This is a genomic window from Chitinilyticum piscinae, from assembly GCF_015223195.1.
Taxonomy (GTDB): Bacteria; Pseudomonadota; Gammaproteobacteria; order Burkholderiales; family Chitinibacteraceae; genus Chitinilyticum; species Chitinilyticum piscinae.
The window spans coordinates 218,255-233,340 of sequence record NZ_JADFUA010000002.1 but is presented as its reverse complement, the minus strand read 5'-3'; the positions used below and the strand labels follow the sequence as shown (position 1 = coordinate 233,340).

Below are 15,086 nucleotides of genomic sequence, written 5' to 3'. Positions count from 1 at the left end.
ACCAGCGGCAGCGACAGCAAAAAACCCGCGCAAGCGCGGGTTTTTTGCTGGGTAGGAGTGGCTTAGAAACCAGTCCAGGTACCGATCAGGATACGGGTGGCGTTATCCTGGCCGCCTGCCATGCCATCAGCATTCTGCCAGATGGAAGTGCCCGCGGTATTGGTGTTCCAGCCCTCACCAACCATATTGTGACGAACCTGCAGGAAGGCGCCGGTGTTCTTGGACAGCGCGTAATCCCACTGGAAACCAATGGTCTGGAAATCGTTGTTGGCGTGGCTGATGCCATCCTTTTCGGCTTCCTGATACATATAGCCCAGGCTCAGCGCATGCTTGCCCATGCTGTAGGTGCCGCCGACCAGATAACCGATGGCCGTCGTATCAACACCGGCTGTGGTGTCTTCCATGCCACGCACCGCGGCACGCAGACCGAAGTCACCGAACTGGGCACGACCACCAACGATCCAGTTGGCATAGCTGTCGCCGTTGGCTTCGGTCAGGCCGTTCGGACGAGTGGAGGACGCCGTGGCGCCGGACCAGTCACGCCCCGCCGGAACCGGCTTGCCGTTTTCGGAGCGGTAGTAACCGGCATCCAGATTGAAGTTGCCCCAGGCGCCTTGCAGGGTAGTTTCCCAAGCGTAGACATCCTGACCAACGTTATCGCCGAAGTCATAGGCCGCCGATACGTTCATGCCGGCAAACGTCGGCGAGGTATAGGAAATGCCCTGGCCAAAGCCGACGTTGGCAACTTCACCCATGGTGCCGGAGAAGCCCTTGGAGCCATACGGCCAGTCCTGGATCAGATAGGTATTGGAGAACTGGTTACCGAACTTCAGCGAACCCCAGTCACCGCTGTAACCGATCCATGCCTCGCGGATACCCCAGGCATCAAAACGATCCGGGGTAGCGACCTTTTGTGCCAGGCGCCAGGACAGCGTATTGCCGTTGTCCAGCTTGTCCTTGCCATCCACGTTGATCACGATGGCGATTTCCTGCAGGAACTTGCCATCACCATCCACGGTGTTGTTAGTGCGGTAGAAAAAGTCCATTTCGGCCGAGCCGCTGATGGACACTTCGGCCATGGCCGGAACCGCAAAGGCGGAAGCAATTGCGCTCGCCAGCAGAATACGTTTGAACATGTAATGCACTCCTCGTGTCAAAAAGCGAGTGCATTGCACCACGAGGCTGGGAATGGCTTCGCCGGAAAATTACCGCCTCACGATAGCAGCCCAATGTGGCCTAAAAGCATCACCCAGCCCAGAAAAATGCCGCAGTCATCAGCCCATGTCTGCTGCAATCCCCTTCACCGCATGAAAGAAAGCGAAAAACCATAAATAACCATTGAAAATCAATGCGCTAGAAACAAACACAACATACACAGTTCAGCGATTGTGGCAACGTGCAAATTTACGCCAGTTTCTGCGTAATTTTCACTAGGCGGGCAAAAACAAACGGGTATCCACCTATAACCATCATCAAATAACGGTTTAAGGTAGATACCCGTTGGCGTTTTACAGGCTGATCAACGTTTTTCGCTATGCAGCAGTGCCTCGTCGGCATCCGCGAAGCTCATCTCCTCGTAGCGCACGAAGCGGGTGCGATGCTTCAGGCGATAGCCCCACCAGATCAGCACGAACAGCGGAATGCCGACATAGGTCGCCACAATCCCCAGCCAGTCGATCCGGTCAGCCATGAAGGCCTGATAGTTTTGCCCCGTCATCACCAGCACACACAGGGCAAAGGCAAACAGCGGCCCCCAGGGGAAAAAGGGCGAGCGGTACGGCAGCTCGTCCAGACTGTGCCCCTGCGCAATAAAGCCCTTGCGGAAGCGGTAATGACTGATCGCAATCCCCAGCCAGGCAATGAAACCGGTCATCCCCGACAGGTTCAGCAACCAGAGATAGATGCTCTGGTCCTTGCCCAGCGCGGTCAGGAAACACAGCATGCCGACCACCGTGGTCGCATACAGTGCGTTGCGCGGCACGCCGTTGGCCGAGAGCTTCGCAAAGATCTTCGGCGCACGGCCCTCGGTTGCCATGGTGTAGAGCATGCGCGTGGACGCATACATCCCCGAGTTGCCAGCGGACAGAATGGCAGTGAGGATGACTGCGTTCATCAGCGCGGCGGCAAAGGCCAGACCGGCGTGCTCGAAGACCAGCGTGAACGGGCTCAGGCCAATATCCTCGATGCCGTTCTTCAGCAGCTTGGGGTCGGTATAGGGAATCAGGAGGCCGATCAGGAAGATCGCGATCACATAGAACAGCAGGATTCGCCAGAACACCTGCTTGATCGCTCGCGGAATGGTTTTGTGCGGATTTTCCGACTCACCGGCCGCAACCCCGATCAGCTCGGTACCCTGGAAGGAAAAGCCCGCCACCATCATCACGCCGATCATGGCCTGCAGGCCACCGACAAAAGGTGCTTCACCCATGGTCAGATTGTGCCAGCCAGCCTGCTCCCCTCCCTTGAGGATGCCGAAGATCATCGCCAGCCCGGTACCAATGAACACCAGCACGGTGACAACCTTGATCAGCGAACACCAGTACTCAGCCTCGCCAAAGCCTTTGACCGAGATGTAGTTCAGGCTGAACATGATCGCGAGGAACGCCGCACTCCAGTACATGCCGGGCACGTCGGGAAACCAGTAGGCCATGATCAGCTGCGCGGCCACCAGTTCGACAGCAATCGTCACCGCCCAGTTGTACCAGTAGTTCCAGCCCAGTGCGAAACCGAAGGCCGGATCGACAAAGCGGGCGCCATAGGTCGCAAACGAACCGGAAACCGGCATGTAGGCGGCCAGTTCGCCCAAACTCGTCATCAGGAAATACACCATCAGGCCGATGAGCATGTAGCCGAGGATGGCGCCGCCGGGGCCGGCATTGGCCACCGTCGCGCCGGACGCCACAAAGAGCCCGGTGCCGATCGAGCCACCGATCGCGATCATGGTGAGGTGGCGCGCCTTCAGGCTGCGCCGCAGGTGCGGCTGACCGGCCGCGTCGGTGGTTGTCGTCATGGTCACCTGTCCCCGGGCAATGGACGCATTGCCCGCATACTATCAAAGCAAAACCCAGATAGTGCCCGAAGACCCGCTGCAGCGCCTTGCGGGATTTCCGCAAGGGCGGCGCGATCAGCGCCGGTAATCGCAAAAATGAAAGACTGTGCCATCAGGCGCCGTTTGCGCTTCGCTGCGACCAAGCAACTGCCACTCGGCACCGATCTCGGGGAATGTCGTATCGCCCTCCGGCGCGGCGTCTACCTCGGTAATAAAAAGCAGATCGGCGCGTGGCAGCGCCAGCCGGTAGATTTCACCGCCACCAATAATGAACGCTGTCTCTGCTGCGCCACAGGCTGCGAGCGCCTCATCCAGCGAAGCAAACACTTCCGCCCCTTCGACCTGCCAACCGGTATTGCGGCTGATGACCAGATGACGGCGCCCCGGCAGCAGGCCGGGCAGCGATTCAAAGGTCTTGCGCCCCATGATCATGGGCGCACCCATGGTCAGCGCCTTGAAGCGCTTCAGATCCGCAGGCAGGCGGAACGGCAGGCGGTTTTCCACTCCGATGACCCCGTTACGGGCGACGGCGGCAATCATGGCCAGCTTCATCAAACAACTCCGAACAGCAAAAGCCACAGTGTACCCGCAGGGCATGCCCAGGGGGAAAGTCCGCCAGTCATCACGTTCGGCGGAAAATACCGAAAATCATGGGGATAAGCCCAAACTTGGCTTGTATAGAGGCTCTGCGCGTCATACCATACTTGGCATGGGTATATCACCATCACCTTCCGACACCAGCCGGCATCACACGCTGCCCATCAGCGGGATGACCTGCGCCGCATGCGCGGCACGGCTGGAAAAAGTACTCAAGCGGCAAGCCGGCATCGACGCGAGCGTCAGCTTTGCCAGCGAGTCCGCCGAGCTGACCCTCACGGGCACCGCCAGCCTTGGCGATGCGCTGGCGGCAATCGGCAAGGCCGGTTTTTCCGTTCCCCAAAGCACGCTGGAACTGGACATCCAGGGCATGACCTGCGCGGCCTGCGCCAGCCGCATCGAAGCCGCGCTGTCGCGACTGCCTGGTGCCAGCGCCAATGTGAATCTGGCCAGCAACACCGCCACCCTGAGCATCCCTGCGGGGACACTGAGTACCGCAGACGTCATCCGGGTAATCGAGAAAACCGGGTATACCGCCAAAGCCATTGAAAATGCTGGCCTAACGGGCCATACCCCGACAAACAATCGCGAGCTGCCACTATTCGCACTGGCGCTGGGCTGCACCCTGCCCTTCATGCTGGAAATGGCCGCGATGTTTGCAGGGCACGGCCACCTGCTGACCCGAGAATGGCAGCTGGTGCTGGCCAGCGTAGTGCAATTTATCGCCGGATGGCGCTTTTACCGCGGCGCCTGGCATGCGCTGCGCAGCGGCGGCGCCAATATGGATGTGCTGGTAGCGCTGGGCACCAGCGTCGCCTGGGGGCTGAGCGCCGCAATCACGCTGGCCGGACGGCATGACATGCCGATGTATTTCGAAGCCAGCGCCACCATCATCACGCTGGTACTGCTGGGCAAGCTGCTGGAGGCGCGCGCCAAGCGCCGCACCGCCGATGCCATGGGCGAGCTGCTGGCGCTGCAACCCCGCACCGCACGTACCGAGCGCGATGGCCAGCTCGTCGAACTACCGATCAGCCAGCTGCGCCACGGCGATGTCGTCATCGTCCGCCATGGCGAACAGGTCGCTGTCGACGGCACGGTGCTCGATGGCAGTGCCGCAATCGATGAAGCCCTGCTGACTGGCGAACCTCTGCCGGTGAGCAAAACCGCCGGCAATCGCGTGTTTGCCGGCACCCGCAATATTGAAGGCATGTTGCGCATCCGCGCCGAGGGGATTGCAGGCCAGACACAACTGGCGGAAATGCTGCAACTGGTGCGCAGCGCGCAGAATTCCAAAGCGCCGATCCAGGCGCTGGCCGACCGGATTGCCGCGATTTTTGTGCCCGCCGTACTGGGCATCGCCCTGCTTACATTCCTGCTGACCGGACTCATCACCCGCGACTGGCTGACCGCGACTTTGCATGCCGTTGCAGTGCTGGTCATCGCCTGCCCCTGTGCACTGGGGCTGGCCACGCCCACCGCCGTAATGGTCGGCATGGGGATAGGTGCCCGGCACGGCCTGCTGTTCCGCAACGCAACGGCTCTCGAGCACGCGGCCCGCCTCACCACGCTGGTGATGGACAAGACCGGCACACTGACCACCGGCAAGCCGGCCGTCGAAGCCATCCAGCCGCTGACAACGGCCAGTGCAGACAGCCTGCTGCAGCTAGCCGCCAGCGCCGAGGCCGGCTCGGAACATCCGCTTGCACATGCCCTGCTGGGAGAAGCGCAAGCTCGCGGCCTGCCGCTCCTGCCCACCGAGGCGCTGCAGGCCACACCCGGACAAGGCATCTTGGCACGTGTCGCCGGCCAGGAGTTGCGCATCGGCAAACCGGAATGGCTGGGCAGCTGGCCGCAAGCGGCGAGCGACTGGACTGCCGCTGCGGCGAGCCGCGGCTGCACCGTGATCGGCATGCAGTGCAATGGCGAGCTCGCCGCGCTGTTTGCGCTGCGCGACACTCCGCGCGCCAGCAGCAAGGCTGCAGTGGCCGAACTGGATTCACGCCATATCCACGTAGTGATGCTGACCGGCGACCTGCCCGCCACCGCACTGGCGATTGCCGGCGAGCTCGGCATCGCCGAAGTCCGCGCGGGAGTCCTGCCCGCAGGCAAAGCCGCCGTAGTACAGGAATTGCAACGCGCAGGCCGGATCGTCGGCATGGTCGGTGACGGGGTCAACGACGCCCCGGCGCTGGCGAGCGCCGACGTGAGCTTTGCCATGCGCAGCGGCGCCGACGCCGCACTCGAAACCGCCGATGTCACCCTGATGCACAGCGATCCCGCGCATCTGCCGCAGGCACTGGCACTCTCACGCGCCACATTGCGCAAAATCCGGCAGAACCTGTTTTTCGCCTTTTTCTACAATGTGCTGGGCATTCCGCTGGCGGCGCTGGGCTATCTCAGCCCCGTACTGGCGGGGGCCGCAATGGCACTGAGCTCGGTTTCGGTCGTCAGCAATGCGCTGCTGCTGCGGCGCTGGCGCCCCTCCCCATCCATCAAAGGAGAGTAGCGATGGAAATCCTGAACCTCACGATCGAGGGAATGAGTTGTGGCGGCTGCACCGCATCGGTCAGTCGCGCAGTCAGTGCGCTTGCCGGGGTCAGCAGTGTCGAAGTGACACTGCAGCCAGGTGGCGCAAGCATTTCGTACGACCCGGCCGCGATTGCGGCCGAAACCATCATCACCACCATCGAGGAAGCTGGCTATGACGTCATCCGCTAAAACCATCCGCCCCAACAAGGACGCTCTGATCAAGCGCGTCAACCGCATCAACGGCCAAGTCTCGGCTGTCGGCCGCATGATCGACGAAGAGCGCTATTCGATCGACATTCTGCACCAGGTCACTGCTGCCCGTAATGCGCTGGATGCCTTGTCGCTGCAACTGCTGGAAGAACACGCCCGCGTCAGCGTCGACGCCGCCATCGGCAGCAAGAAGGGCGATGCCGCTGTCGAGGAAGTACTGAAAGTGGTTCGCCAGCTGGTGAAATAATGCCGCAGCGCGATCGGGAAAAACCGCCGTCACACCGGCGGTTTTTCTTTGCCTGAGAGCCACACAGGCACGATCTCCGGCCACCAGCCCGCCAGCTCGCGGGCAGAGACGGCATCATCAACGGCCACCCCGGCAATTGCCAGCAACTGTCCGTCACATTCCAGTACCGGCAGACAATCCCGCAACCAGGACGGAATGCCGGCTTGCTGGCACAGTTGCTTGAACTCGCGCCGCATTCCCCGCACCCGAAGTTGATCACCGGGCCGGCGCACGCGCAAGCTCGTGCCAGGCGCCAGCCAGCAGGGGGCTATCCCACCGGGGCGCCAGTCCCAGCGCACGCCCAGTGACCAGCCGGGGGCAAACTGGCACACATCAGCCTGCGGCATGTCGAGCAGCGCAGGTGCGCCCGACCGGAGCTCCGCCGGCGTCACGCAAAGCCGGCCGCGATACGCCCGCACGCAATACCCGGCAACCGATACCGCCAGATCACTTTCGTAATCGAGGCTCTGAACCGATACCCACAGGCTTTCAAACACCGCGGCGTCGGCCTGCCAGCCCTCCTCGCGCAACCAGTAACGCAGCGCATTGCGCTGGCGGGCTGACGACACGTGCATCAGGGCCTGCGGCGCCAACCAGCCTTCAGTGACTGCCAGCCGCAGATCGTCTCGCGCCAGCTCGGCAAGCAAGCCATTGGCTTCGGCAGCATGCTGCGCCAGCCTGGCCAGCGCCCGCCCTGTGGCAGGAAAATGATGCTCGAGTTCAGGCAAAATACGCTGACGCAGGAGGTTGCGGGTATAACGCTGATCGGTATTGCTGGGGTCTTCCACCCAGGCCAGCCGGCGCTGCTGCGCCCAGGCCAGCAAGGTGCTGCGCGATTCGTCGAGCAAGGGTCGCCACAACTGCAAGCCCGGTTGCAACGCACGCTCGGCCGGCATGGCGGCCAGACCTGCCAGCCCATTGCCGCGCAGCGCGTGGTGCAACACCGTCTCCGCCTGATCGTTCCGGTGATGAGCCAGCAGGATCACATCGGCAGGCTGGCGGCAAAAAGCCTCGTAACGCGCAGCCCGCGCCGCGGCTTCGATGCCGGAAGGTGCCTCGCCAATCCTTGCGTATTCGATCTGCAACGCAATCGACCGTGCGGCACAGACCTCACGGACAAAGGCCACCCACTCATCGGCCTGTGCCTGCAGGCCGTGATGCACGTGTACTGCACAGAGGTGAACGGGAAAATCAGTGACCACGCACTGCAGCAGATCCAGCAGCACGATGGAATCCAGTCCACCGGACAAGGCGACGCAGAGGCGCAGTGGCTGACCGTGGGCGCCAGCGGAATCAGGCAGGCGGCGGCGCAACCAGTCGGCCAGCCGTCCCGCCAGGGCATCAGGCGATGGCTTCTTCCTTGAACTGGCCATAGCTCATCAGACGGTCAAAACGTGCTTCGAGCAGGTCGTCGATGGATTTTTCCTGCTGGGCACGCAGGGCATCGGCAATGGCTTTTTTCATCGATGCCATCATCTGCACCGGATTGCGGTGCGCTCCACCAACCGGCTCGTTGATGACCTTGTCGACCAGCCCCAGCGATTTGAGGCGGTTGGCGGTGATGCCCAGCATTTCAGCGGCATCCGGTGCACGCTCGGCGGTCTTGAACAGAATGGAGGCGCAGCCTTCCGGCGAAATCACCGAATAGGTCGAATACTGCAGCATCTGCACGGTATCGCCGACAGCAATCGCCAGCGCACCGCCGGAACCACCTTCGCCAATCACGGTGCAGATCACCGGCACGCGCAGCTTGGCCATTTCGTAAAGATTGCGGCCGATGGCTTCGGACTGGCCGCGTTCCTCGGCACCGATCCCGGGGTAAGCACCCGGGGTGTCGATAAAGGTAATCACCGGCAGATTGAATTTCTCGGCCAGCTTCATCAGGCGCAGCGCCTTGCGATAGCCTTCCGGACGCGGCATGCCGAAATTGCGGAAGATCTTTTCCTTGGTATCACGCCCCTTCTGGTGGCCGATAACCATGACAGACTGACCATTGAACCGCGCAATGCCGCCCACAATAGCGGGATCATCGGCAAACGCACGATCGCCATGCAGCTCTTCGAAATCGGTGAAGATGCCGCTGAGGTAGTCCAGCGTATAGGGGCGCTGCGGATGGCGCGATACCTGCGAAATCTGCCAGGGCGACAGCTTGGCGTAGATGGTTTTGGTCAGTTCCTGGCTTTTCTTTTCCAGGTGCGAGATCTCCACCGAAATGTCGACGGCAGAATCGTCCTGCACAAAGCGCAGTTCCTCGATCTTGTTTTCCAGCTCGGCAATCGGCTGCTCGAAGTCGAGAAAAGTGGTTTTCATAGCTAGCTCATCTCCAGGGCGCAAGCGACCAGATCTGCCCGCAGCGGGCAAACGCAAAATCCCGCCATAATACCGTAAGCCAGCAACTGATACCAATCCTCTCGACCGGCGCACTGACCTCGCAGCACCACAGACAGGATCTCACCCAGGGCGGCCGCAGCCTCCAAGGGAGCGTGCCGGCCCCACGATGGATCCGGCCCAGCCCGAGCAATCAATCATTGGTCAGCACGATCTGCGCACGTAACCCGGCCTTCTGCATGCCCTTGCGTGCTTGCAGATTCAGCACCAGAGGTGATTGGGTCAGTGCCTTGACCTTGTCGGATGCATCATCACGGGCGAGCATCAGCAGCAGTTGCGCCTGCGATGCATCATCGAGCGCGATCAGCGCGCACTCTTCGTCACTGAGCTTCACCTGATAGTTCAAGCCCAGCCGGTCAGCCTCGATCACGCTGAAGCAGACTTCGGCATCATCCAGCGACTGCAGCCAGTACACGGTGGGGGCATCGCGCTCTTCATGCAGCAGCTTGAAACGATGGCATTGTTCGAAACCGGGCAAGCCCAGCGGAAAATCGATCACGGTAGCAGGATCAACGTCGATAGTGCCAAACGGGGTACTGAATTGCTGCATGGGCTTACTCTCCGGATCAGAAAATGCGTGAAGCCCAGCATAGAGCAAACCGCCCGGCAGCCCAAGCACAAGCGCCCGGAACTGACTTACTCGTCACACTTCGAGCGGATCCACATCCAGCGACCAGCGTATCTGGCTATCGGGAAGCGCAGCGATCCGCGGCAATGCCTCGTCCATCGCCTGATGCAGCACGGCGCGGGTGTCGGCAACAAGCAGCAGTTGCATACGCTCATGGCCTGCCCGACGGGTCATGCTGGCCGCAACCGGCTCGTGCACGACCAGCCCGCGCAGATGAGGAAATGCCAGTCGCGCCGCATCGAGAAAAGCCTGTACCCGCGGCAGCTGCGGCGCTTCGGCACGCAGAATGGCCCACTGCGTGAAGGGTGGCAGTCGCAACTGCCGGCGCTCGGCCAGCAGCCGTTGCGCCAGCCGCGCATAATCACCATCCAGCAGCTGCGCATAGAAAGGGTGATCCTCGAACAGCGTCTGGATCAGCACCTCTCCGCCCTGCCCGTGCCGTCCGGCGCGACCGGCCACCTGGGTCAGCAGCGCAAACAGCCGCTCCTCGGCACGAAAATCCATGCTGTAGAGCCCCGTATCGGCATTGAGAATCACCACACAGGACAGACGCGGAAAATCGTGCCCCTTGGCCAGCATCTGCGTACCAATCAGTATATCGGCGTCCCCATCGTGCACCTGCTTGAGTGCTGCATCCAGCTCACCCTTGCGGCGGGTGCTGTCACGGTCAATGCGCAACACCCTCGCCCCCGGGAACTGCTTGGCGACGATGTCTTCCAGACGCTGCGTGCCGTGCCCCACCGGCTGCAGATCGTGATTGCCGCAATCCGGACAGGCGGGCGTCACCGCCTCTTCGAAGCCGCAATGATGGCAGCGCAGGCGTGATTCCCCCAGATGCAGCACCAACCGTGCGGCGCAGTGGCGACAACTGGCCATCCAGCCACACTCGGTACACGCCAGCACGGGCGCATAACCACGCCGGTTGATGAAGACCAGCGCCTGCCGCCCGGCCTGCAGGGCTCGCTCGACCGCCTCCCGCGCCAGCGGATGCAAGCCCTCGGCAGCACGGATCTTTTTGACGGGAAGCAGGCGTATTGCCGGGAGGGTGGCGTCCTTAACCGCGCGCCGAGTCAAGGGTAACAAGGTATAGCGCTTGGCTTGCGCATTCTGCCAGGTTTCCAGCGATGGCGTCGCCGAGCCAAGCACCACCGGCACGCGTGACTGCCGCGCCCGGTAAACGGCCACATCGCGCGCCGAGTAGCGCACACCGTCTTGTTGCTTGTAGGACGGATCATGTTCTTCGTCGACCACGATCAGTCCCAGCTGCGGCAACGGTGTGAATACGGATAGACGCGTTCCGAGCACGATTTTCGCCCGCCCTTGCGTCGCATCGAGCCAAGCCAGCGCGCGCTGACGGTCATTCAGCCCGCTGTGCAGGCTGGCAAGGAGCACGGCCGGGAAGCGCTGCCGGAACCGCTGTTCCAGCTGCGGGGTAAGATTGATTTCCGGCACCAGCACCAGCACTTGCCTGCCAGCAGCAAGCTGGCTGGCAATCGCCTGCAGATAAACTTCGGTCTTGCCGCTGCCGGTAATGCCATATAACAAAAAGGGCGCAAAGCCGGTAGCCGCAGCGATCGCCGCAACGGCAGCCTGCTGCTCGGCATTCAGCGGGGGCTGGGGGCCCAGCAACAAAGTCTCTCCGGCAGAATCCGCTTCTGCTGTGGTGGTTTGCACGAAACCTGCGGCCTGCCAGTCACGCACCCAGCGCATGGCAGCGGGATTGGCGCTGCGCAACTGGCCGGCCGTAACCGGTACAGCCAGCAATTCGGCCACCTTCAGTCGAGCAGGTGCACGCGAACCAATTGCGCTCAGCAAGGCCTGCAGATCACCAGCCTGATAGAGATACTCCGGGTCTGGTGGGCTGAAGCTGGCCGTTCCCCGGAACACCACCGGGACTGCAGCGGCCAGCACCGCCCCCAGGGGGTGATGGTAATAACTGGCAACAAAACGGCACAGCGCCAGCACCTGCTCAGGCAGCGGCGGCATATCGGCAGGACAGGCCAGAATCGAGCGCAACTTTCCGGCGTACTCTCCCGGATCTGCCCCGGTCGCCAGCACGATCCCCGACAGCCGGCGGGGACCGAATGGAACCAGAACCCGCTCACCGATCTGCGGATTGAACTCGCCCGCGCCATAGCTGAACAGTCGATCCAGCGGCACATCCAGCGCAACCTGCAGACATTTTTCTGTCATTTTTCTTTCATGCAATCGCGTTTGTTGCAACGTAACATCTTATTCACAGATTCTGTGGATAACTTTGTGGAGAGTCTGAGCAAAACGGTAAAAACGCCAAGCAGACCAGCACTTGCACTAGATTGCCCAAAAAATAATCGAAATAAAATTTTCTTTAAAATCAATTGCTTGCAAAAAAGCAACGCTTTACAAGTTTTTTTTCCACCCTATTGACAAGACTGTGCACCTTGCACCAACGGTGTGCATAACTTGGGATGCATTGCTGATGAATTTCCTCATCAAACCGGTGCATCCCAATGAAAAATAACAGGATTACGAATAATTCGATTATTTGTAAGTTTTTGAGTGTGCATGGACGGTCTGCACCAGTGCCGCGACATGCTCCGGATTGGTGAATTGCGAGATGCCATGCCCAAGATTGAACACATGGCCACTCCCGTTTCCGTAGTCAGCAAGCAAGCGTTTCACTTCCAGCTCGATCGCTGCGGGCTGGGCAAACAATGCATTGGGATCAAAGTTGCCCTGCAGCGCGACCTTGTCACCGACGCGGCGGCGTGCATCGGCAAGATTCACGGTCCAGTCCAGCCCCAGCGCATCACAACCGGTAGCTGCCAGATCTTCCAGCCACTGGCCACCGCCTTTGGTGAACAGAATCACGGGGATACGCTGCCCGTCATGCTCGCGCTTGAGGCCGGCGACAATCTTCGCCATATAAGCCAGCGAGAATTCCTGGTATTTGCCGTAGGCCAGCGCCCCGCCCCAGGTGTCGAAAATCTGGACGGCCTGGGCACCACATTCGATCTGGGTATTCAGATATTCGGTTACCGTACGGGCATTGATCTCGAGAATATGATGTAGCAAGTCGGGACGGTCATACATCATCGTTTTCACCCGCCTGAAGTCATCCGAACCGCCTCCCTCGATCATGTAGCAAGCCAGCGTAAAGGGGCTGCCAGAAAAGCCGATCAGCGGCACACGGTTATCCAGCGCAGTACGGATGCTCGACACCGCATCGAACACGTACCGCAGCTCGCGCATGTCCGGTACCACCAGCGCCTTGATCGCGGCCTCATCACGCAGGGGACGCTCGAACTTGGGGCCTTCGCCTTCGGCAAAATACAAGCCCAACCCCATCGCATCGGGTACGGTGAGGATGTCGGAAAACAGGATGGCCGCATCCAGCGGAAAACGCTCCAGCGGCTGCAGCGTGACTTCGGTCGCCAGCTCTTTCGATTTGCACAGCTGCAGGAAGGATCCGGCCTGCTTGCGCGTCGCACAGTATTCCGGCAGGTAGCGACCAGCCTGGCGCATCAGCCAGACCGGGGTGTAATCAACAGGCTGACGCAGCAGCGCGCGCAGGAATGTATCGTTCTTGAGCATGAAAACCTTCTTATTAAACAAAAGCCCGGGCACAGGCTCCGGGCCGGTCAATCAAACAGCGCCGCCATCGGCTCAGGCCGAACGGGGCTGCAAATCCAGGAATCGGTTGTGGTGCTCGGCCAGCGTACTACGGTGTCCCACGCTGATCACGATGCTCTGAGGCATGTGCTCAAGCAGCAACTGATACATCCTGCGCTCTGCCGGCTCATCCACGGCACTGGTTGCCTCGTCGAGTACCAGCAGGGCCGGTTTTACCAGCAAGGCACGGACAACCGCCACACGCTGCTGTTCGCCACCACTGAGTATCTGCGACCAGTTTTCCTCGTCGGACAAACGGTGGGCGAGATGCGAAAGCCCGACCGCGCGCAGCATTTCCAGTAACTCATCGTCCGAAACGGGCAATGTTGCCTGCGGATAACGCAGCGCGTCGCGCAGACTACCCAGCGGCAAATATGGCCGCTGTGACAGGAACAACACGCCCCCCGTCCGTGAATACCCGAACATGCCACTGCAATACGGCCAGATGCCCGCAAGGGCGCGCAGCAGTGTGCTCTTGCCCGTTCCCGAAGGGCCACGCACCAGCAGGCGTTCACCGGGTTGCAATTGCAGGCTCAGTTCCCGAACCAGAGGATAGCCGTCCGGCTGGCTGACCGACATTTCCGTCAGCGCCAGACCATGGGGAATGACTTCCGGCTGAGGAACCTGCAACTGCTCGGCAGCGGCAAGGCTGCGATTGAAGGTTGCCAGACGGTCGATGACGGCCTTCCAGACCGCCAGCACCTTGAAACTGTCGATGAAGAATTCCAGCGAATCGTAAACCTTGCCGAACGCGGAGGATATCTGCATGACATCGCCAAGACTGATCTGCTTGGCAAAAAACCGGGGGGCAGAAATGACCAGCGGGAAAATGATTGCCAATTGTGCCCAGAAGCTGGAAAACGCATTCACGCGTTTCTCGAAACGCATGATGGTCCAGAAATTGTCGACCACCATGCCGAAGCGGTTGCGCAGCGGAGCTTTCTCGTATTCTTCGCCGCCATACAGCGCGATCGACTCCGCATTGTCGCGAACCCGGATCAGTGAATAGCGGAAATCCGCCTCGCGCTTTTGCTGCAGGAAGTTCAGGCCAACCAGCTTGTGCCCCACCCAGGCCGCCAGCACGGAACCGAACAGCGCATAGACAATCGCGATCCAGAGCAAATAGCCAGGGACGTGCAGATTCATTCCAAACAGGAAGCCGAAATTGGCCCCACCCGATAGGCGCCAGAGAATCGGGGCAAAGGCGCAGAAGGTCACCACCGAGGTCAGCAGCCCCAGTCCCAGCTTGAGGGTGAGCTGCACGAATTGACCACAGTCTTCCGCAATCCGCTGGTCGGGGTTATCCGTCGACTTGTCAGTCAGCTGCATGCGATAGTAATTCTGCCCGCGCAACCAGCGCCAGGTCAGCTCCTGCGTGAGCCAGCGGCGCCATTTGATCTCCAGCATCTGCCGGAAATAGACCATGTGTACAAAGGAGACAATGTTGATCGCGGCCAGAATGCTGAAGCGGGTGATCGATTCCCAGAACTTCTTGCCATCGTAGGCCTGCATGGCGTCATACATGACCTTGTAGACGTCATTGAACTGGACATTGAGCCATACCAGAAACAGTGACAGGCCAATCACGACGGAGAGCAAGCCCCAAGCCTTCCATTTTTCCTCGGAACGCCAGAAAGGTCTGGCCAATTCCCAGAAATGCGGCAGCAACTCCCGCATCGGGGTGGTCTGGACTACCTGAGCTTGCTGCGTCATCCGTACCTCGCTATACCCAAACGCCTAATTCAAAT

The 15,086-nt window shown here is 60.6% G+C and carries 12 protein-coding genes; 3 read left to right on the top strand and 9 right to left on the bottom strand.

The window, feature by feature from the left end; all coding sequences use genetic code 11:
• Window positions 1-62: 62 nt before the first annotated feature.
• From INR99_RS04960 to INR99_RS04950, 3 genes are all read right to left on the bottom strand, one after another.
• Window positions 63-1,136, bottom strand: a complete 1,074-nt coding sequence (locus INR99_RS04960; protein WP_194115221.1) for a porin — start codon at window positions 1,134-1,136, stop codon at window positions 63-65.
• Window positions 1,137-1,519: 383 nt separating this feature from the next.
• Entirely contained in the window at window positions 1,520-3,010 is a 1,491-nt protein-coding gene (locus tag INR99_RS04955) for an amino acid permease (RefSeq protein ID WP_194115220.1), read from the bottom strand.
• A 114-nt stretch (window positions 3,011-3,124) separates the two neighbouring features.
• The gene (locus INR99_RS04950) at window positions 3,125-3,601 is read right to left on the bottom strand and encodes a dihydrofolate reductase (protein WP_194115219.1); all 477 of its coding nucleotides are present in this window, start codon (window positions 3,599-3,601) and stop codon (window positions 3,125-3,127) included.
• A 217-nt stretch (window positions 3,602-3,818) separates the two neighbouring features.
• Here INR99_RS04950 and INR99_RS04945 point away from each other — a divergent pair, with 217 nt between their 5' ends.
• Genes INR99_RS04945 through INR99_RS04935 form a run of 3 tightly spaced genes read left to right on the top strand, consistent with a single transcriptional unit; the run spans window position 3,819 to window position 6,632 of the window.
• Window positions 3,819-6,152, top strand: a complete 2,334-nt coding sequence (locus INR99_RS04945; RefSeq protein ID WP_505661156.1) for a heavy metal translocating P-type ATPase — start codon at window positions 3,819-3,821, stop codon at window positions 6,150-6,152.
• A gap of 2 nt (window positions 6,153-6,154) precedes the next feature.
• Window positions 6,155-6,364, top strand: coding sequence for a heavy-metal-associated domain-containing protein (locus INR99_RS04940; RefSeq protein WP_194115217.1), 210 nt, complete (start codon window positions 6,155-6,157; stop codon window positions 6,362-6,364).
• Window positions 6,348-6,632, top strand: coding sequence for a metal-sensitive transcriptional regulator (locus tag INR99_RS04935; protein WP_194115216.1), 285 nt, complete (start codon window positions 6,348-6,350; stop codon window positions 6,630-6,632). Before INR99_RS04940 ends, INR99_RS04935 begins: the two co-directional genes overlap by 17 nt.
• Window positions 6,633-6,661: 29 nt before the next feature.
• Here INR99_RS04935 and tilS read toward each other — a convergent pair whose 3' ends face one another.
• The 6 genes from tilS to INR99_RS04905 form a co-directional block, all read right to left on the bottom strand.
• On the bottom strand, window positions 6,662-8,044 hold the full coding sequence (gene tilS, locus INR99_RS04930; RefSeq protein ID WP_194115215.1) for a tRNA lysidine(34) synthetase TilS: 1,383 nt from the start codon (window positions 8,042-8,044) through the stop codon (window positions 6,662-6,664).
• A complete protein-coding gene (locus INR99_RS04925; RefSeq protein ID WP_194115214.1) occupies window positions 8,013-8,981 on the bottom strand; it encodes an acetyl-CoA carboxylase carboxyltransferase subunit alpha in 969 nt (322 codons plus the stop codon). Before INR99_RS04925 ends, tilS begins: the two co-directional genes overlap by 32 nt.
• A 211-nt stretch (window positions 8,982-9,192) precedes the next feature.
• Window positions 9,193-9,609, bottom strand: a complete 417-nt coding sequence (gene fliW, locus INR99_RS04920) for a flagellar assembly protein FliW (protein WP_194115213.1) — start codon at window positions 9,607-9,609, stop codon at window positions 9,193-9,195.
• A gap of 93 nt (window positions 9,610-9,702) precedes the next feature.
• Window positions 9,703-11,880: a primosomal protein N' gene (locus tag INR99_RS04915; protein WP_194115212.1), complete on the bottom strand. Its 2,178-nt coding sequence runs from the start codon at window positions 11,878-11,880 to the stop codon at window positions 9,703-9,705.
• Window positions 11,881-12,207: 327 nt separating this feature from the next.
• Complete coding sequence (hemE, locus tag INR99_RS04910) at window positions 12,208-13,260, bottom strand: uroporphyrinogen decarboxylase (RefSeq protein WP_194115211.1); 1,053 nt, start codon at window positions 13,258-13,260, stop codon at window positions 12,208-12,210.
• A 72-nt stretch (window positions 13,261-13,332) separates the two neighbouring features.
• Window positions 13,333-15,051, bottom strand: a complete 1,719-nt coding sequence (locus INR99_RS04905; protein ID WP_194115210.1) for an ABC transporter ATP-binding protein/permease — start codon at window positions 15,049-15,051, stop codon at window positions 13,333-13,335.
• Window positions 15,052-15,086: the final 35 nt, after the last annotated feature.